This is a genomic window from Ottowia sp. VDI28 (genome assembly GCF_049532675.1).
In the GTDB taxonomy this organism is placed as follows: domain Bacteria; phylum Pseudomonadota; class Gammaproteobacteria; order Burkholderiales; family Burkholderiaceae_C; genus Ottowia.
On sequence record NZ_CP149820.1, the window covers coordinates 3,680,752 to 3,697,114 of the forward strand.

The window sequence follows — 16,363 nt, forward strand, 5'->3', positions numbered from 1 at the left end:
CAGGGCGAATTTCAAACGGCAGTGAACTGCTTTCCGTCCCAGCGTGCCGCACCTCGAGAGGTCTGGTACACCGCACCGGCTTTAAGTTGATCCCTCGCGGGCATCGGTAACGCCTGAGGACTTCCCCCATCCGCCCGTTCTACCTGTCCCGTTTGGGTGTTGTAACGATAGATACTGCCTTCACTGGTAGAGCCGTCTGCATTCTTGGTGGCTGGCGTCACCTGGAGCTTCCATGGCGATTCCACCGGCTTCCCTGCCATAGCGGCCAAGGCCTGTTGGGCTTGTGTGCGCTGCGCTGGCGTGGACTTCGGATCCGCCAGCACGGCACGCAGCTGCTCCTGCTGCGCCGCGGCACGGTTGGCGTAGCCCTGAGCCTCGATGTCGCTGTCGGCCTTACGCGTATCCAACGCAATCCGATCCCGGTCCCGCAGGCCTCGCGCGGTTACCTCCGCCAAATTCGTTCTGTTCGTCAACTCGTTGCGTTGGTTGGCGCCCTGCTGTTGCATAGCCTCTCGCCGCTCCGCTGACTGGAAGCCTTGAGCGGCGCTTTGAGCGCTGGCTTGGTTGCGCTCCAGTGCCGCAGCCTCTTCGGCAGCGAGATTCGCGGGCGCCCCAGGCAGGCCACGGCGTGTACCGAATACACGCGGCTCATTCATCAGGCTTCGCGAGCTAACCCGCGCGTCTCGTAATTGCTGCTCGGGGGTGCGCTCAAACAAGCTTGTCGGCGATGTACCCAGCACGGCCATGCCGCCACCAGGAATCAGCCCGTTCTGAGCGTCCTCAGCTTGTTGGATCTGCTGGCGCAGGCCGCCGATATCACGATAGATCGCTCCTGTGCGGTTGTACTGGTCGATGCGATCTGCACTCGTCAAACCCTGGCCACCCAGGTCCGTAACGGTTCCTCTTCCCGCGCCACCATTGACCGTGATATCACCAGTGATGTTCTTCCCGCTGTAGGTAACCTGGCCGTCTGGTCCGACCGCCTTGGTGACATTGGATGGTCCGGGAGGATTGACCGGTGCTGAGGGTGCTGATGTGGATGCCGTCTTCCCTATGTTGTAGGGGTCATCGCCTACACCGGCCCGTTGAAACGAGTTAGGCGCGGCTGGTCTGCCAAAAGACGGCGCCACCCGCGCGGGAGCGGCTGGCGCTGCCGCAGGTAGGCCGCGTGGCGCATCGACTCCCATGCTGGGTCCATAGGGCAGATTCTGGCTCGCGGCCGCCGCACCTTCGGCGAATCCCCTCTGCTCCTGCTCGAAATTGGAGGTCACCGCATTCCGCTGCACAGGCGAAAGAGGAATTCCGGAGTATCGCAAGGAGGCATCATTGGCGCCGGCCACTGCGCCTTCAGCCGTCGGGGCGGGTGCTGGTGTGGGCGGTGGCGCCGGAGATCTGGGTACGAACCCCGCCGGACCATAGTTCGGTGCGTAAGGGATCAACCCCTGTCGGCCGGATGTTGCCGCGTTGGATACGGCAGCAGCATCACCAAAGCCGCGCGGGCGCAGCCGCTCATCGTCCGCCACACCACCATTGGCAAAGAACATGCGCGGCTCAGGTGCCCCTTGGGTTCCAGGGGCAATACCTCCCACTGGCGAATGTGTGGCATCCTTCATCTGGTCAAGCGCTTGCACACCTATGGCATGCACTTGCTCAGGCGGCAGCTTGTATTCCCCGTTGCTCAACTGCACAGGGAGCTTGTCACCGGCAGGACTGAATCCACGGGCCCCCATGGACGCCAGTTGATCCTGGCCTACGGCTTGGGTGCTGTCTGCCGGCATGATGTAGGTGCCGCGTTCAACCTCGTCGGGCACATCGTCGGACGTACCAGTGCCCGGGCCGCGTACAGGTCCGCCGTTGGCAAAAGGTTTGGCCTTGGCGCGGGCCGCGGCAGGTTGGAAGCCTCGCATGGGAATCCCCTCAATCATTTCATGCCATGTACCCGATCACGTGGTGATGGGTGTCATGGCGAGTGGACCGGCGCAGGTCGCTATCGGGCAGCGGGCCGAAGTAAGCCGTGAACTCCGCCTCTGCGTCTTTGGATCGCACCGGATCATAAAGGTCGTTATCCGGCACGCTGAACACCCTGTGCAAGACCCATTGCACCAGCCGCTCATGATGCGCCACGTGGATCTCCGGCTTGTCACGCTCAGCACACAATGCCGCCATAGGGAGCCGATAGCACTCGAGCGCCAGTGAATCTCCGGTTTGGACTGCACCCACCAGCCGCAACGAGGTGTCGTCCTGAATCGCGAACCGGGGAGTCTCCTGGCAATCGCGCCAATCCGGCATCTCGGCATCCAGCCACTCCCGGGACTTCAAGATAATCCACTGTGAGTGGCCTCCTGAGGCAGGAAGCAGGCGCAGATTGATGATTTCATACACCGATTCATGTAGTTTGTAGACCTGTGTGCCTGCCTGAAGGGCGATTCGGCAAACGTCAGCCCGCTCATCTTCCCGGAGAAGGCGCCCGCGGATACAGGCCTGTATTTGGGCGTCGACGAACAAACCGATGACGTCTTCCGTCTTGGTCATGAAGGGCTCCACCCCGTCCTTGGCCAGGAGTCGATACCGCTGAATCAGCTCTTTCAGGGTCATGGCATGCCGTACTGGTCAACGAAGCCCTTGGCCATCTCGCGTGCCCGCTTGTCGCCCAAGTTGCCCGGGATCTTCTGCTTGTAGTGGTCCATTGCCCACTCGGCAACGGCCTTCTTGTCCATGGAATCAATCTGATCGAGCAGCGCGAAGCGTGCATCTTCCTTCTGGCGCGCCTGGTCCTGCTCCTTCTCTTGCCGGGCCAGCAGTGCAGCGGTGTCATCCTTCTTGTCGCCTTGAGCCTCTTCCTGCCCCTTACGGGCAGCCTCGGCGGCCTCATCGGATACACGTTTGGCATCTGCAGCGGCCTGCTCTGCAGCAATTCGATCGGCCTCTGTCTTCGCTTCAGCCTGCTTGCGCGCAAGCTCCTCGGCAGCCTGGGCGGCGGCCTGGGCTTCCTCAGTCAGCTCCTCGGCTGTCTTGCCCCGCTGGAATACGTCAGCGTGCCGGAGGAAGCGGGCGGCCAGCGCACCGGGCAAAACCCGTGTCTGCCCCGGTGTGAAGGTAAGGCCCGTGCGATAGATCCGATCAACAAACGGATCTTCGCGGCCCGAGTAGGTAACAGGCACATCATTGGTGGTCATGTCGAATTCCTATGGATGATGTAGAAAGGGCGGGACTCGCCCGCCCTTCTCCGCTACCTGATCAGCGCGGGCCCATCCGCTCACCGTGGACGATGAAGTCCAAGCGCGCGGCCTTGGCGTTCGCCACGGTCTTTTGGGTCCAAACCAGATAGGCCTCTTTTGGAAGCTTCACGGGAGCCTTGGCGCTGGCGTTGCGAAGCCGAGCGGCCGTTGCGGCATTCAGGCCTGTGCCAAAGTAGGCGGCATCCTGAGGCACCTCGGTACTGTCCACGCCATCGACGTAGATGAAGCCCAGATCGCCTGTCGCTGTGGCGGTCATGCCCGTGGACACAATCACCTGGCTGTCTTCCAACAGGAAGCCTTCGGGCAGCTTCTCCAGGATCACGACATCGTTCACGGCAATCGCGGCCGTGGAGTCGGAGTTGATGGCGGCGCCGGCCGCATTGGTTAGCAGAGTGGCGCGCAGCGTCGTGACGTTGCCGTAAGGCGTGAAGCCGCCGAATTGCTGGTCGCCGATGAACTTCTTCTTGATGGTTGCCATGTTGGCCTCCGAGAGAATAATGAAAGATTCAGGGCCGGCCGGGACCAGCCCCTGGAGTCCATCAGCCGCGCGGCTTGATGATCTTCACGGCGGTATCGAGAACCGTCACACCGTGGTCGGTGATCTCCTTGTGGTCGCCGTGATCCACATTGAAGCGGATCTTGGACATACCCAGGATGGCGCCGATCAGGATTTCCCGCTTGTCGCTGTGGTCCATGTCCTTCTCGCTCCAGAAGAACGGGATGCCGGAGTGCTCCGACGCACCGAAAGCCATGGCCAGCGCCTGGCCGCCGAGCAGCAAGCCACGGTCCACCGCAAACTGCGTACCGAAGGAGGCTGGCACCACGCAAGACGATTCCGCCTCGCTGGTGTAGTCGGCGCAGTACTTGATGGTGTCCCCGGCGTAGAAGCGGATGGGCTTCGGGTTCTTCAAGATCAAGATGCCGTTCCACAGACCGGCATCACCCAGGAACAGCGGATGGTCTTTGGCAAGGCGAGCGCGAGCATGGGCATTTGCCTGAAACGCGCGGAAAGCAGGGTCCGTGCTGAACGTGCTGTACTGGGCCGGAGAGGCCAGAAACACGCGCAGAGGACTGTCCGTAGCCGCCTGGTCGCCGTCGAATTCCACGGGAGGAGGTGGCAACGGGATGCTGTCGCCCCAGGCCCGAACGGAATCCAGCACGTCCATGCTCAGCAAGTCCGTAGTGGCAATGGTCAGCTCCCCGGCATTCACCTGCACTTCGCCGACGCTTCCAGCTCCAGCCACGAGGTGCCGGTTCTTGGAAGGCGCCCTGACGGGGTTCACCAGGATGTCAGCGAACTTCGGATGGGTGTCAACCGGTACAGACCATTCGATCTTGTGATCGTGGTAGCCACGCGCGCCGGATAGATGCACCAGGATGGATTGATCCATGTACTGGTTCATCAGCTTTTGCGCTTTGGGACGGGCCATGCGGCGCATGTCATACGGGCTGCGGATCTGCGTCATGGTGTTACCCATGTCGACAGGGAAGCGAGCCTGGTTGACGCGCAGCTTGTCGCCCGTGAACGACATACCGATGCCGCGGCCCTCCGCATACTCGCTGCCCATGATCGGATAGCCGCCGATGGGGTTGTCCAAGTTGAAGGTGATTTCGTCACCCTTGTTCTTGGTCAGGTTGTCAGCACGCACAATGGGCATCGAGGTCTTCGATTGGTTGCCCTTTGCGGCAGCTACAGCTGCGTCAATCTTCGGCATGGAGCCGGTGAGATGGCGCATCTGTGTGTTGCGCTGGGTGCAGACGCCGAATACGCCTACGGCCTGCTGGATCATGGCGCCTTCGGCGCCGTGGGGGACGTTGGTCTTGGTGTCCACGTCGAACTCCTTAAATGGTGCGGTTCAGCCAGGCCTCGATCTGCTCAGGCGACATTCCTGCCGTCGCGTTGAGCATTTCGGGGCCGGACATATCCGCCGTGCGGTCCAAGGCCGAAGCGCCCATGGCATGCCCACCGGGAATGCTGGAAAGGCTTGCGGGCGGCTCGGTCTTGGTGCCAGCGACGGCGGCGCTCGCTGCGGCTTTCAGGGCTGCAGCGTTGGGTTCGGTCTTCGGTGTGGTCGAGGCCTTGAAGGCATCGAGCACCTCCACGATCTGCTCGGCAGTGCCGCCGGTCTTGGGGTCAAGAAGTCCCCAATAGGCGTTGCGCACAACACTGGGATGGCTGTCCACCCAAGCTTTGAACTCATTGCTTTCCGCAATCGAATCCGCGTCCGGGTGTTTGCCGTAGATGGCCTCGTAGTGGGCAGTCGCAGCATCCTTTTCCTGTCTGGCCTGCAGGGGCTTCAAGGCTTCTGCCACTCGGGCTTCCACCTGTGCCGCCACCTTCTGATCAATCAGGGTCTGAATGCCCTTTGCCAGAGCCTCTTCGGAGAAATCTCCGAAGAGGTTCGCGTCCGCGCCGGCGTCGATGGCTGCCTGTGCTTGGGCTGCCATTACGTCAGTCTTGGTCGCGGCCTGACCTGAATCTGCCCGCTCCTTGGCCTGCGCCTGCAGTTCGGCCAGCTGCTGTTGAGCGGTTTCTGCCTGCGCTTTCCAGTGCTGCTCGCCGTTGCGCGCGTCGACCAACTTTTGGTAGGGGATGGTGTGTTTGCCATCCCGCGCCAGCACCACGGATTTCGCGGGATCCTCTTCCGCTTCGGCAGTGGTCTCTGGACCTTTATTGGCGTCCTCGTTTCCGGCGGGCTTGCCGCTGTCGTTCTCACCTGTGGCGCTGGTGTTTTCCGTTGCAGTGGTGGTCGTGGGCTCGCCACCGTTGTCCGGCAGTGCGCCGGTATCGCCCGAATCGCCAGCGGCCAATGCCGCAAGCGCCTGCTCCGGCGTCAAAGCGCCGCTGATGTTGGAGTAATCGAATTCCTGAGTTGATGTCGTCATGACTGTCCCGCCACATATCGCCGTGGCCGCAGGGCCAGCAATCCGGTGCACACGCCTGGGACGTATGCGCCATCTGCTATTGATTCCGCAGCACTTCCGTGCATTGGGCTTCGCCCTTCGCTTCCGCGTCAGGCTTGGCGGTCACTGTCTTTTCGGAGTCCGATTTCTCTAAGCCCTATACCGGGCAGGCACAAAAAAACCGCCTCGGTGGGCGGCTTTGGCTGGAGCGTGGCGGGTCATACGCTGGGGCACATGCGCCATTCAGGCATCACGCATGGCGTCTCCCGCTTGATCTGTCGCAGGTGGAAACTTCGTGCCCGCACCATTTCCACCACGGGCAGCACAGAGGGCTCGGTCTCTGCGGTTGGTGACGGAATGGGTACGCGCTCAATCGCATTGCCCCAGCCTCGCCGGACGGTTTCCGCGATGGCAATGCCCGCACTGGCTACCGCCGAGACAACGGATGCGCTAGCCATACAGATAGCAACAGCGATGGATGCGAGGAGCGAACGGCGCATGATGGATCTCCTGTTGACGTTGATCGAGTTGAGGGAGCCCCATTGCAACTCCCTGCCCTTCGATGCCGAACCCCTATACCGGGGCGGCGCTCAGGTTGTCATCGGTCTCCAGCGTCTCGATACCCCGCTGCCCAGTACCGCCCTCACGGGGAACAGGCGGGAAGTTCGGGCTGGTGTTCTCTCTCACCGATTGCGCGGCTCCCTCCTCTCCGGCTTGATTGGTGGCAAGCGCTGCGCCTTCCGGCCCTTGGCCCTGGATGTACGGGCTCTTGATGTTCATGGCGGCCGTCTGTGTGGGCGTCGGGAAGTTTGGATCGTCTCCGCCCGGATTGGGCTTCTGATAGCCGGCGCCCTGCATGATCGCGTCGGCGATGGGTGCAATCATCGGCATCTGTGCTACCTGAGCACCACCTTGCATTGCACTGAAGGCCGCCTGCACGCCGGTCTGAACGGCCTGGGCCATGGTCTGCTTGACCTGAGCCTCGGTCAGGCGCTCCTTCATGTCCAACTCGCGTGCCTTGAGGTCGTTCCCAGCTTTGGCTAGAGCGTCAGCCACAGCATCCTTGATACGCTGCTCAACCTGCTCCGGTGACCCTTGCGCGCCCGCGCCCTGCAACGCCGCCACCAATTCATCCTTGAAGGGAACGTCCATGAGCGAAGCCATGAGCGGCATGGCCACAGCTTGGAATTGCGGCGGCATAGACTTGACCACTTCGGACAGGCGAGCCAACTGCTGGCCGCGATAGGTCGGGCTGCTCGGAACGTCTTCAAGCCCCACCAGCAAGCGAGTGCGCTGCAGGTCGTTGGACAGGTACGGATAACCGAGCTCGTCTTCTTCCGGGTGATTGATGACGATGGTCCGCTCGGGCCGGATGGCATTGCCCTCGATGACCACCGTAGTTTCTTCCCTTCCCATGTCCTGCACGATCATGGACATCAGAAGCTCACCTACCTGGGTCCGGCCTCGCTTAAAGTTGCCCATCATGTGCGCCAGTGACTGGTTAGCCTGCTCCACTTGGGTCTGTTCCTGCACGCCACTGGTTGCGGTGCCGCGCCGACCGCTAAATGCACCGGCGGCCGCCGGGTTGACGCGCTCGATGGCCTGACGTGCGTTGGCCAGCATGTCCAATTGCTGAGCGTTCATCTGAAAGTCCCGCTCGACTTTGAACCGGGCACCAGGCTGCGCCATGTGAGCGGCATCCAGTTCGATGTCAGCGTCAAGTCGGCCAACGGTGCGACGGAAGACGTCGGGAGCCATGGCCACCGCGCCCTTGGTGCGCTCTACTCGATAGGCGCTCATACCCCATCGCAACCGGCTATTTCCGCTGTTCAGCGTGTCCTGTTGATAGAGCATGTTGCGGATGTAACCGAACGGCACGCGCGTACCCTCTTCACGGAATCCCCAGAACGGCACATAAGGGAAATAGCGATGCGAGTAGGGTGTGGGCCCGTCGAAGAGCGCATGCGGGCCAAGCCAATAGCTGCGGCGCACTCGAGGCACCACGGCGCGACGAAACTCCACCAGTCGGTTGGCTACGGCCGCGAGGTGCGCCGGATTGCGCTCATCGAACTCCACCACACGGCCGTCGCGGCTCTTCAATACCACGACATCCACCCATCGGCGGTACCACATTTCGGTCGCGCACACCTCCTTGTTGAAGGGATTGAACCAGCGGTCCTCGCTCACAGTCCACTCGCGCGCAACGTCGAAAGCGCGGTTCAATCCCGTGCTACCGCCACCGTAGCCAACATCGTCGTACTCACTCCACCACCCAATGCCGGCCTTGCCAAAGCGGCGGATCAGCTCCTTGTGCTCTGGGAACACACGCGCCAAGCGGCTCGGGTGCATCCAGCGTTGACGGCGCAGCCAGCGAGCGTCCGATAGGTCGTCTTCCACGCTTGACCAATCCCAATGAATCTCGTTCCGATTCACGGGCTTGCACTGTAGGGGGAAGGAAAACGGGTCGTCGCTCTTGCTCACCTCCACCCAACCCAGGCCCACGCCGATCTGGGGGTAGAAAGCCTTGCTGCACGCGTCGTCAGCCTTGGAATTGCCCTCCGCCTCGTTCAGTTTGAACGATATTGCGTCGGCCACGTCCTGACCCCCAGGCTGACCGTTGGCCGTAACCCGCCAGTCAGTCCGAGTGGATTCCTCATACCCTCGGATACCCTCCAGCGCCGCACCGATCAGGTTCTCCATGCTGGGTGGAATGCCCAGCGCCTTCTGAGCCTGGAGCAGTTCGGTACGGAGTTGATTGCCTTCGGCGTAGTCCATCTCGCGATCCGCGATGGGCCGCCACTCCCGCGGCTGGTTCTCGATCTCCTCGTGGATCTCGCGGTACTCGGCGACAGTAAGCGCCCCTTCAGGGGTGTCGACAGGCTCAATACTGGTCTGTGTGTCGTTCATGGTGTCCTCACATACAAATGGGTTCGGGCGCCTCGACGTAGCCGCCGCCTACGCTCAGCAGGCTGTCCAACAGCTTCAATTCCTTGGCCTGGGCCCACTGGCGGAGCGCGTCAGCGCCCTCGGTGCAACCGTTGCTCTTGTCGGGCTGGTCCAGGTAGCGCTTCTCGGATTGGCTGTACTTTTTCTTGTATCCGTCGATGCGCTTGATGCCTTGGTCGCATCGATCTATGTCGAAATAGCACCCCTTCAAGTGCTTGCGGGTGGCATAGACGCCGGTCATCAGTTCAGAGATCTGCGGCACAACGAAGAAGGTCTGGCCGGGTAACAGGTCTTGCAACTGCTCCCGTGTGGACTTGTTGTAATCGGACAAACGCTTGTGAGCGGCGTCGTGGGGCAAGAAGTGGGCGCCGTACAGATAGCCCTTGTCGACCAGAATCCGGGCGTAGTGGCGCAAGTCCTCGTTATGCTCTTCGTAGTAGTTGATGAACCTGTCTTCCTGGCCAAGAATCTGTAAGAACCATATGGCCGTACCGTCACTACGCCCGATGTCCCAGAACGTGTAGACAGGCAGATCCAGCACTGGAATCTCGCGGATGCCACCGCGCTTGCGCAGCAACACCATGTCTTTGGCGTAGTAGTTGCCATCGGTGGACTGCTGGAAGGCTTCCTCAGGTGTGGACGGGTATTCCCGCCACATCTTTTCGTCCTTGCCCGCGAAGTCGTTGCGTAGCTTCTCGACGTACCAGGCGCGCTGCCCGGTGTCGATTTTGCAGGCCATTGCCTGCTCGATGCCATCGAAGTAATCGTGCTGCTCGCGTGAGATGGACACGCCGGCCGGATCCATCCTGTAGGCAGGATCCTGCCACCAAGCGTAGAAGTGGAAGCGGTACTGAGCCCTGGTGAGTAGTGCCTTGGCGGTCACGAGCGCTTGAGCACGCTGGCTCATATCGTAGAACTCGCCGTTCGCGCCCTCGGCGGTGCTCTCGATCACCACGATGCCATCAATCGGCACTGCCTGGATGGAGCCGGTCACAACCTCATCCGCCTTGGCGGGGAACTTCGCGCAGATCTTCCCGAACTCGGAGACGTGTAGGCGGTGGATGGTACCTCCGCGCACGCTGGTGGCCACGCGGATGGAGCTATTGTTGTGAGCGAACAGTAGTTCTTTGGTACTGGCCCTCGCTAGGGGGAAGCGCTCGCGGATCTCGGCCGGCAGGTGGTCATAGGCGAACACCACCTTGTCGCGGAAGATGGCTTCGGCTGTCTCGCGATCCTGGGCGATCATGCCGCAGCGCTGGTTGCCGTTGAACAGCGCGTGATCCAGCCACATGATGGCGATCAGCGTCGTGAAGCCCAACTGGCGGGCCTTGAGGATGATGTTCCGATGCCAGAGCCGCATGATGAAGCGGCGCTGCGCCCTGTTGGGCTTGAACGGCATGACGAACGACTCGCCCTCTTCATCCTCACTCTTGACGATGATCTGGTACAGGCAGCCGGAGAAAAGGCGCCACTCGGCATCAGCAAGGCATCGCGCCAGCTCTTCGGCATTCGTGGGGATATGGTCAGGGTGCGCAACGATGTGCGGCCCGCGCTTGGGGCGGCGGACGGCCTTGTCCCAGCGATGGCCGAGCTGCTCGTCCACATGGCCGCCGCTCGCCACGTCGATGGCGCCATCGTCCTCCTCCAGCGTGCCGGCCTCCACGGGCACCGCTTGGCGCTTAGTCTTCGTTGCCATTGCCTGAGTCCTCGTCGGCCACGTCTTGGCGCGGCTGCAGGCTATTGGCGGCCTGCGATGCGGCCGGGCCTTCTGGATCCACGGCCACGGGCTTGAAGCCGTTGCCGTTGCCGTTGGCCAGGGAGTGCAGCAGAGCCGCCAGCGGGTCGGTCTTCTGCTGGTTGTCTTTCTCGTAGAGCCCCAGATGTTTGAATACCTTCTCCAAGGCATCCAACTTGGAGTTCAGCTTGATCTCGATGCCGTGCTGGGTTTGTTTGGCTCCAGCGTAAAGCGCCACGGCCTTCTCGCTCATGGAGCGGGTATCCTTGAGGACCACGCGAGACTGCCCGTCGCCGCCGCAGATGGGGCAGGACGGGTGCGGTAGCAGTAATGGATTGAAGCCAATGCCGCCCGCTTCATCAAACTCGGCCGGGTTCTTGCCCTTTTCTACCCAAGCCTCTCGGTCTCGGTTGAGTTCGCCGATGGTGCGTTGGTACTTGTGGCCTTCGCCGTAGCAGCACCGGCAACAACCCACTCTCAACTCCACAAGCTCCCGCGCATCTGCCGTTGCCACATTCCAAGCTTCACGAAGCGCTCCATCAGCGGTGATGTTTGTCCTCTCCTGCTGCGCCTTTCGGGCATTCAGAAGGGCAAGTTGGATGTCAGGTTTTTTAAGGTTCTCATGCCCAATGGAGCCGGCCGTATCAGGGCTATATCCAGCACGAATCGCCGCTTGGGAGGCATTGAGGTCAACTAAGTACTCCTCAATGAACCGCTGCTGCTTATCGGTCAGGCCGAGTTGAGGCTTATCCTTGGGGAGGGGTGTAGCCTTCGTCGCAGCCGCTTTGCGCTTAGTTGGAGCCTTGATGGTCGCCTTGGTTACCTTCTTCGCTGGTGGCTTGGCTTTCGCGGGCACAGCTTTGCCTGCGGCCCTCTTCTTCGGAGCAGCGGGCTTGGAGTTAGGGGTCTTGCGGGGGGCAGGCTTCTTGCCTGCTGGTTTTTGGGCCATGGCCGGAAGTCTTCCGGCGCTCGGCTCTCTATCAAAGCCCTATGCTGGGCTATCCAACTCAAACTTCCTCAGCTTGGCTTGAATGCGCTCCAGACGCTCGCACAATGCCACATAGCGCGCGCTGGTCTGCCTGCCAGTGAACTGTAGCTCGGCTAACTCCACCAGGATTTGGCCGTGGAGTTTGTACACCTGGCGATCCAACCGTTCGATCCTGAATTTTCTGAAGAGCATGGCTTCCCCCTTCCTGGCCTATTCTGAGGGCTTGTCATTCCAGCAAACTGCCCTGGCGTGAGGCGGGCCCCTTCTGGATTTCTGCCCTCAGCGCTTTAATCTCCCGGCCCTGGGCTTCCACCTTGGCTGCGAGTTCGGTTGCGAGGAAAAGATGCTGCCTGCCTGTCTCGATGGCGGCTGCCTGGGTCGCGGCGCCGGCCTGAAGCAGAGCCAGGCTACGGTCTTCCGTGGGGGTCAATTCCAATACATCATCGCCGATCTCAATCTTCACTGTGCCATTGGGCATGATGGTCTTGCTCATTGACCGTGCCGGCGGGAATGTCTCCACAAGCTCGTAGATGCCTCTAAGTAGGCGCTTCAGCTTTGTATCATCCACCAGGGCGCGCAGCCGATCGTCCACGATGGACAGCTTCAGGCCGGTGAGTTCCGCCACGGTCTCGCGTGTAGCAATCTGCTCCTGGGCACGCAACTCGCGCACGGCTTCATAAATACGCTGGGTGCTGGGGATGGGTTGGCTCTCGGCGGTGCTCATGCTGATGCCTCGTTGGGGAGTTGCAGGGGAATTCCTTTTGGCCATAGACCCATGGCTTGAATCCTTCGCTGGGTGTCAGCCACCCATGCCGGCTCGATCAACTGGCGCTCAGCCTTGGTGAAAAGTGCGCCTTGGTCGAACTTGGAATGGCAACCGCGGCGTCTGGGCTGGCAGGAACACAGTGGAAAGGAATCCAGATCGGAGGTTTTGAGACCAGTGCCTTTCCCGGTATTTGTGTGCGCGCACTGGCTGATTCCGGGCATTCCGCAGCAGATACAGGGAAGGCTTGCGACGATCTTCCGGTATGTCTTGCTGCGGAAAGGCTTATCCTTTTTGACGGACGCAGCCGGCTTGGCGCTCACCCTGGCGTAATTGGCGGGCTTAGCCAACGGCGCGTAGACCACCGGAGCGCGGGGCGGCAGTTCCTTGCGCTTGAATCCTGTGCGCTTCATCGGTGAATCCTCGTCATTTTCCCGCAGTGATCGCATTTGCAACGCGAACGTTCGGCCAACCGCTTCATGGAGTCCTGGTAGTCGGCCAGTGTGCGCATCCATCGGCTTTCCGCCTTCATCAGTTGGTCGAGCACGAACATGGGGCCCACCTCTTCGCCGCAGGCCTTGCAGCGGCACTTCCCGGCTTTGACGTCCACCTCGAAAGACGTGAAGACATGCTCGCACTTTCCATAGGGCACCGGCTGAAGCATGGCGCCCTCTTCCGGGCTCGGCCGCGGCTTCACCGGCAGGGCCAGAATGTTGGTCTGGGTGGCATCGATGGGAGGGAGGTTCATCGCATCGTCCTGTCCAAATTGCGGTTGTTCGCGTTTTCACTGCGCCAGACCTCGACCCGGAGTTGGGCCGCAGTCAGCCGCCAGCGCAGCGCCTCTTCAATCCGGACAGCCTCGCGCAGGCCTTCCAGCAACTGCGTGTAATCGGGGTGGCTGTAGGCATACATTTCCTTGGCGGCGAATGCTTTTTCGCTGCATTCGCTCATCAGGATGGCTTTCTTGGACTTGCGAAACTGCTCCAGGTGCACCCGGTCGGCCTTGGCCTGGGCGTACTTGTTCGCGTGCTCGAGCAGGAAGTCGATAGCGCGGTTCGGCTCCGATTTTTCAGCCACGGACTCCCCCTCTTGACGTCGCCGAGCGCCGGAAAGGCCATGCCACCATCGCCGCATCGCGTTCATGCTGGTTACAGCGCTCAGTCCACCCAGTCACGCGGCTGAAGGCTGGAGCGTCCAGTTTGGCGCCCTTTACGGCCGGGCTGATACCGTGGGCCGGGATATTCAGATCCGCGCATACCGCCGTGATCAGGCTGCACCAGGCGTCAACCTGGCCCAGACTCCTGGCCGTGGCGAGCGCTGCGCCGTATGCGCCCTTGGTGCGAGCGTTCCAGGCGCGCTTCTCCAGGCGCGAGTCCTCGAAAATGACGCGGCCCGGCTGCCGGCCACGAATTACCCTATCCACCTGATACGGCTCGAATGTTTCCAGGCTGGTGAGTTGGCCATCGATGAACGTGGCCACGCCCGTGCTGGCGCCAGGATCTATTCCCAGGATCATCATTGCAGTTCCCTCCCCAATTCGCGCTCGACGCGTGCCTTGAGGTCAGCGGCGGCTGCCTTGCCCCGTCGCTTGGCGATGTCGCCCAGGATTTCGAGCAACCGTTTGTTCCCGTCGGCCCGGGTATGGCCTTCCTTGCGCACGCGCTGGATCCATTCGCGCGCTTCGGCATCCCGCATTTTGTCGTCGTGAGTGCTCATGCCGGCTCCAGCAGGCCTGCGGCGATCAGCACACTTCGGCGCGAGGCTCCGCGGCGAATGCGTGCAACCACATCCGCAGCCAGATCAAATGCCCGCGCTATATCCGGGATGGAGCCTTCCGCGCGAAAGACCTCCACGACCACGGCATCCGGGGTGGGCGCGATGCCCCTCGCGGCGTGAGCCATTGCCAAGGACTTCAGCCGATTGCCTGTCCTACCTTTGAATTTCCCAGACTGAGCCATCACCCGCCCGAGTTCCGCCCGGTCGGACGCGCTCCGCAGGTGATCGGGTGCCACGCAATCGGCGCACCAACAGCGCATGTAGGGAATTCGCCCACCCGTGCCGCGGCTCAATGCGATGTTCCAGACGGCCGACGAGCCATTCAACATCTTCTTTTCGCCCTTGTCGTGATCGACGGTGTAGATCCGTGGGCGCTGCTTGTGCATGCCGCCTTGCCAGTGCCAGCAGCCCGTTACGGGGTCGACAATCGAATTCGCGCGCAGATCGGCCACGCGGTTGACGTTCAGGCGCTTCACTGCGCGCCCTCCTGGTGCCGAGCGCGGATGCTCAGGCTGGCCATCGCTGCCCGCTCTGCAGGCGTCGGCCCGCGCGTCGTGGCGTTGTGCGTGATGGCCGGCAGAGGTCTCGGCGGTGCCTCTCCCCAGCCGGCCGCCAGTTCGCGGCGAAGGTTGTATGTCCAACGCGTGCGGTGCGCCCGCCAATCACCGCTGCGCACCTCAGGGCCCATCTTCGATGCCGCGCGCCACACTGCCGGGTGAGACCAATCACCCACAAGCCCGGCATCCCGCTGGCGCAGGCAGTCGCCCGCCTCCAGCCATGCGTATTCCGGATCCACGGCGGGCCTGCACATGCGCAGGAACTCGCCCAGCGTTGGCGCGAAGGCACGCTCTCGGCACATCGCCACCCCGCGTTCGATCTCCTTCGGCTGGAAACCCGCCAAGCCGGCGCCCCATTCGTCCTGCACCAGCCGGAGATCCGCGCCAGCGTACAGATCGGCCATCTTCCCGCCGAGTTGAGCCTGCAGGCGATCGAAAACCTCGGCAATCAGCTTTCGAGGGATGGGCCTGGCCTCAGCCAACGAAGTGGGATTCAGCGTCGATAGTGCGTGTTTCATCGTCATCTCCAGGGTCTGAAAGGCCGCGCATCGTGGCCATGCGGCGCTCTTGGGCGGTTTGGGTTCGGGTGGCTGGGGCGCGCTGGCCAGCCGCTCGCTGGCATGCGGCCCTCATCCATGCGTCGGGCTCGGCGGGACGCTGCACGATGGCTGACTCCATGACCTCGATCAGGATGTCTCCGCCGTAGTCGTGCGCCAGCTTCCCGAGGAACGTGCCTGTCTGCGCCTTCGGCATCCTTGCGGCATGGAGTAGCGATTTCGCGCCGTTCCACGCGGCACGTTTTCGCTCCTCGTAGTCGGTCGAGGTCGGCGGCGGGGCTGGCGGAGGTGGCGCAGGTGATGGTGGCGGCGCGCTAGCGCCGTCCGTACCGGTAGGTACGGAACTAGAGTCTCCCTGTCCCTCTCCGTATCCCTCTCCCTCTCCCTGTCCCTCTCTTAGCCGCGACAGGTCGGGGACGGGTGCTGGACTGTCCGGCACCTGTCCGCCGGACAGGTCGTGGACAGCTTTTCGAAGGTCCGCCAGATTGGTGTTCCATGGCTTGTGAATTCCGGCGGACTTGAGCGCATCAAACAGGCGTGCTCGTTCCTCTCGTTCGAGGCGCTTTCGGTCGCGTTCGTGCTCGTCGCGCTTGCGGCGCTCCTGCTTAGATGCCCATGCCTCCTGCACGCGCTCGCTTACCACGGGGTGATAGAGCCGGCCGTCCGAACACTTCACCCAACCGCGCAACACGTCTTCGCGCACTCTCACCCATTTCGAAGGGTCGCACATGGCGGCATCTGCGAGCACATCGTCATCGTCGTCCAGGCTGCCGGCCGGCACCTCGTGCCAAGCCGCCATCCAGAGGTTCAGCATGTAGAAGCCGAGCGCGGGATTGCGTCGGGCCTTCACCCATGCCTTGGACTTGCGTAGGCGCAAGACCATCAGAGGCATAAACGG

Annotated in this window: 20 protein-coding genes; all 20 read right to left on the bottom strand. The window is 62.0% G+C overall.

The genetic code is table 11. The features are described from left to right. Positions 1–11 precede the first annotated feature (11 nt). Positions 12–1,907: a hypothetical protein gene (locus WJU18_RS17385; protein ID WP_423454269.1), complete on the bottom strand. Its 1,896-nt coding sequence runs from the start codon at positions 1,905–1,907 to the stop codon at positions 12–14. A gap of 19 nt (positions 1,908–1,926) precedes the next feature. Further along, complete coding sequence (locus tag WJU18_RS17390) at positions 1,927–2,532, bottom strand: hypothetical protein (RefSeq protein ID WP_423454271.1); 606 nt, start codon at positions 2,530–2,532, stop codon at positions 1,927–1,929. Positions 2,533–2,591: 59 nt separating this feature from the next. Continuing rightward, positions 2,592–3,176 carry a hypothetical protein gene (locus tag WJU18_RS17395; protein WP_423454273.1) on the bottom strand — a complete coding sequence of 195 codons (585 nt, stop codon included), beginning with the start codon at positions 3,174–3,176 and terminating at the stop codon, positions 2,592–2,594. Between the two features lie 61 nt (positions 3,177–3,237). Beyond that, on the bottom strand, positions 3,238–3,717 hold the full coding sequence (locus WJU18_RS17400) for a hypothetical protein (protein ID WP_423454275.1): 480 nt from the start codon (positions 3,715–3,717) through the stop codon (positions 3,238–3,240). A gap of 61 nt (positions 3,718–3,778) precedes the next feature. After that, complete coding sequence (locus WJU18_RS17405; protein ID WP_423454277.1) at positions 3,779–5,071, bottom strand: N4-gp56 family major capsid protein; 1,293 nt, start codon at positions 5,069–5,071, stop codon at positions 3,779–3,781. 10 nt (positions 5,072–5,081) lie between these two features. After that, on the bottom strand, positions 5,082–6,125 hold the full coding sequence (locus WJU18_RS17410; RefSeq protein ID WP_423454278.1) for a hypothetical protein: 1,044 nt from the start codon (positions 6,123–6,125) through the stop codon (positions 5,082–5,084). A gap of 236 nt (positions 6,126–6,361) precedes the next feature. Then, positions 6,362–6,643 carry a hypothetical protein gene (locus WJU18_RS17415; protein WP_423454279.1) on the bottom strand — a complete coding sequence of 94 codons (282 nt, stop codon included), beginning with the start codon at positions 6,641–6,643 and terminating at the stop codon, positions 6,362–6,364. A 73-nt stretch (positions 6,644–6,716) separates the two neighbouring features. After that, entirely contained in the window at positions 6,717–9,050 is a 2,334-nt protein-coding gene (locus tag WJU18_RS17420; protein WP_423454280.1) for a hypothetical protein, read from the bottom strand. Positions 9,051–9,057: 7 nt separating this feature from the next. Beyond that, positions 9,058–10,785 carry a terminase gene (locus WJU18_RS17425; protein WP_423454282.1) on the bottom strand — a complete coding sequence of 576 codons (1,728 nt, stop codon included), beginning with the start codon at positions 10,783–10,785 and terminating at the stop codon, positions 9,058–9,060. Beyond that, a complete protein-coding gene (locus tag WJU18_RS17430) occupies positions 10,769–11,773 on the bottom strand; it encodes a terminase small subunit (RefSeq protein WP_423454283.1) in 1,005 nt (334 codons plus the stop codon). The genes WJU18_RS17425 and WJU18_RS17430 overlap by 17 nt, the downstream gene beginning before the upstream one ends. Positions 11,774–11,812: 39 nt before the next feature. Beyond that, on the bottom strand, positions 11,813–12,004 hold the full coding sequence (locus WJU18_RS17435; protein WP_423454284.1) for a hypothetical protein: 192 nt from the start codon (positions 12,002–12,004) through the stop codon (positions 11,813–11,815). A 34-nt stretch (positions 12,005–12,038) separates the two neighbouring features. Further along, complete coding sequence (locus tag WJU18_RS17440; protein ID WP_423454286.1) at positions 12,039–12,536, bottom strand: hypothetical protein; 498 nt, start codon at positions 12,534–12,536, stop codon at positions 12,039–12,041. Continuing rightward, positions 12,533–12,988 carry a hypothetical protein gene (locus WJU18_RS17445; protein ID WP_423454287.1) on the bottom strand — a complete coding sequence of 152 codons (456 nt, stop codon included), beginning with the start codon at positions 12,986–12,988 and terminating at the stop codon, positions 12,533–12,535. The genes WJU18_RS17440 and WJU18_RS17445 overlap by 4 nt, the downstream gene beginning before the upstream one ends. Beyond that, positions 12,985–13,323, bottom strand: a complete 339-nt coding sequence (locus WJU18_RS17450; protein WP_423454289.1) for a hypothetical protein — start codon at positions 13,321–13,323, stop codon at positions 12,985–12,987. Before WJU18_RS17450 ends, WJU18_RS17445 begins: the two co-directional genes overlap by 4 nt. Continuing rightward, positions 13,320–13,652 carry a hypothetical protein gene (locus WJU18_RS17455; protein ID WP_423454291.1) on the bottom strand — a complete coding sequence of 111 codons (333 nt, stop codon included), beginning with the start codon at positions 13,650–13,652 and terminating at the stop codon, positions 13,320–13,322. Before WJU18_RS17455 ends, WJU18_RS17450 begins: the two co-directional genes overlap by 4 nt. After that, positions 13,645–14,094: a hypothetical protein gene (locus tag WJU18_RS17460; RefSeq protein ID WP_423454293.1), complete on the bottom strand. Its 450-nt coding sequence runs from the start codon at positions 14,092–14,094 to the stop codon at positions 13,645–13,647. The genes WJU18_RS17455 and WJU18_RS17460 overlap by 8 nt, the downstream gene beginning before the upstream one ends. After that, the gene (locus WJU18_RS17465) at positions 14,091–14,291 is read right to left on the bottom strand and encodes a hypothetical protein (RefSeq protein ID WP_423454295.1); all 201 of its coding nucleotides are present in this window, start codon (positions 14,289–14,291) and stop codon (positions 14,091–14,093) included. Before WJU18_RS17465 ends, WJU18_RS17460 begins: the two co-directional genes overlap by 4 nt. Further along, on the bottom strand, positions 14,288–14,827 hold the full coding sequence (locus tag WJU18_RS17470) for a hypothetical protein (protein WP_423454297.1): 540 nt from the start codon (positions 14,825–14,827) through the stop codon (positions 14,288–14,290). Before WJU18_RS17470 ends, WJU18_RS17465 begins: the two co-directional genes overlap by 4 nt. Next, on the bottom strand, positions 14,824–15,426 hold the full coding sequence (locus WJU18_RS17475; RefSeq protein WP_423454298.1) for a hypothetical protein: 603 nt from the start codon (positions 15,424–15,426) through the stop codon (positions 14,824–14,826). The genes WJU18_RS17470 and WJU18_RS17475 overlap by 4 nt, the downstream gene beginning before the upstream one ends. Then, positions 15,383–16,357 carry a DUF1376 domain-containing protein gene (locus WJU18_RS17480; RefSeq protein WP_423454300.1) on the bottom strand — a complete coding sequence of 325 codons (975 nt, stop codon included), beginning with the start codon at positions 16,355–16,357 and terminating at the stop codon, positions 15,383–15,385. Before WJU18_RS17480 ends, WJU18_RS17475 begins: the two co-directional genes overlap by 44 nt. Positions 16,358–16,363: the final 6 nt, after the last annotated feature.

Coding starts and splice junctions, on each gene's coding strand:
- WJU18_RS17385 (WP_423454269.1), bottom strand. CDS start 1,907: ATGCGAGGCTTCCAACCTGCCGCGGCCCGCGCCAAGGCCAAACCTTTT.
- WJU18_RS17390 (WP_423454271.1), bottom strand. CDS start 2,532: ATGACCAAGACGGAAGACGTCATCGGTTTGTTCGTCGACGCCCAAATA.
- WJU18_RS17395 (WP_423454273.1), bottom strand. CDS start 3,176: ATGACCACCAATGATGTGCCTGTTACCTACTCGGGCCGCGAAGATCCG.
- WJU18_RS17400 (WP_423454275.1), bottom strand. CDS start 3,717: ATGGCAACCATCAAGAAGAAGTTCATCGGCGACCAGCAATTCGGCGGC.
- WJU18_RS17410 (WP_423454278.1), bottom strand. CDS start 6,125: ATGACGACATCAACTCAGGAATTCGATTACTCCAACATCAGCGGCGCT.
- WJU18_RS17415 (WP_423454279.1), bottom strand. CDS start 6,643: ATGCGCCGTTCGCTCCTCGCATCCATCGCTGTTGCTATCTGTATGGCT.
- WJU18_RS17420 (WP_423454280.1), bottom strand. CDS start 9,050: ATGAACGACACACAGACCAGTATTGAGCCTGTCGACACCCCTGAAGGG.
- WJU18_RS17425 (WP_423454282.1), bottom strand. CDS start 10,785: ATGGCAACGAAGACTAAGCGCCAAGCGGTGCCCGTGGAGGCCGGCACG.
- WJU18_RS17430 (WP_423454283.1), bottom strand. CDS start 11,773: ATGGCCCAAAAACCAGCAGGCAAGAAGCCTGCCCCCCGCAAGACCCCT.
- WJU18_RS17435 (WP_423454284.1), bottom strand. CDS start 12,004: ATGCTCTTCAGAAAATTCAGGATCGAACGGTTGGATCGCCAGGTGTAC.
- WJU18_RS17440 (WP_423454286.1), bottom strand. CDS start 12,536: ATGAGCACCGCCGAGAGCCAACCCATCCCCAGCACCCAGCGTATTTAT.
- WJU18_RS17445 (WP_423454287.1), bottom strand. CDS start 12,988: ATGAAGCGCACAGGATTCAAGCGCAAGGAACTGCCGCCCCGCGCTCCG.
- WJU18_RS17450 (WP_423454289.1), bottom strand. CDS start 13,323: ATGAACCTCCCTCCCATCGATGCCACCCAGACCAACATTCTGGCCCTG.
- WJU18_RS17460 (WP_423454293.1), bottom strand. CDS start 14,094: ATGATGATCCTGGGAATAGATCCTGGCGCCAGCACGGGCGTGGCCACG.
- WJU18_RS17465 (WP_423454295.1), bottom strand. CDS start 14,291: ATGAGCACTCACGACGACAAAATGCGGGATGCCGAAGCGCGCGAATGG.
- WJU18_RS17475 (WP_423454298.1), bottom strand. CDS start 15,426: ATGAAACACGCACTATCGACGCTGAATCCCACTTCGTTGGCTGAGGCC.
- WJU18_RS17480 (WP_423454300.1), bottom strand. CDS start 16,357: ATGCCTCTGATGGTCTTGCGCCTACGCAAGTCCAAGGCATGGGTGAAG.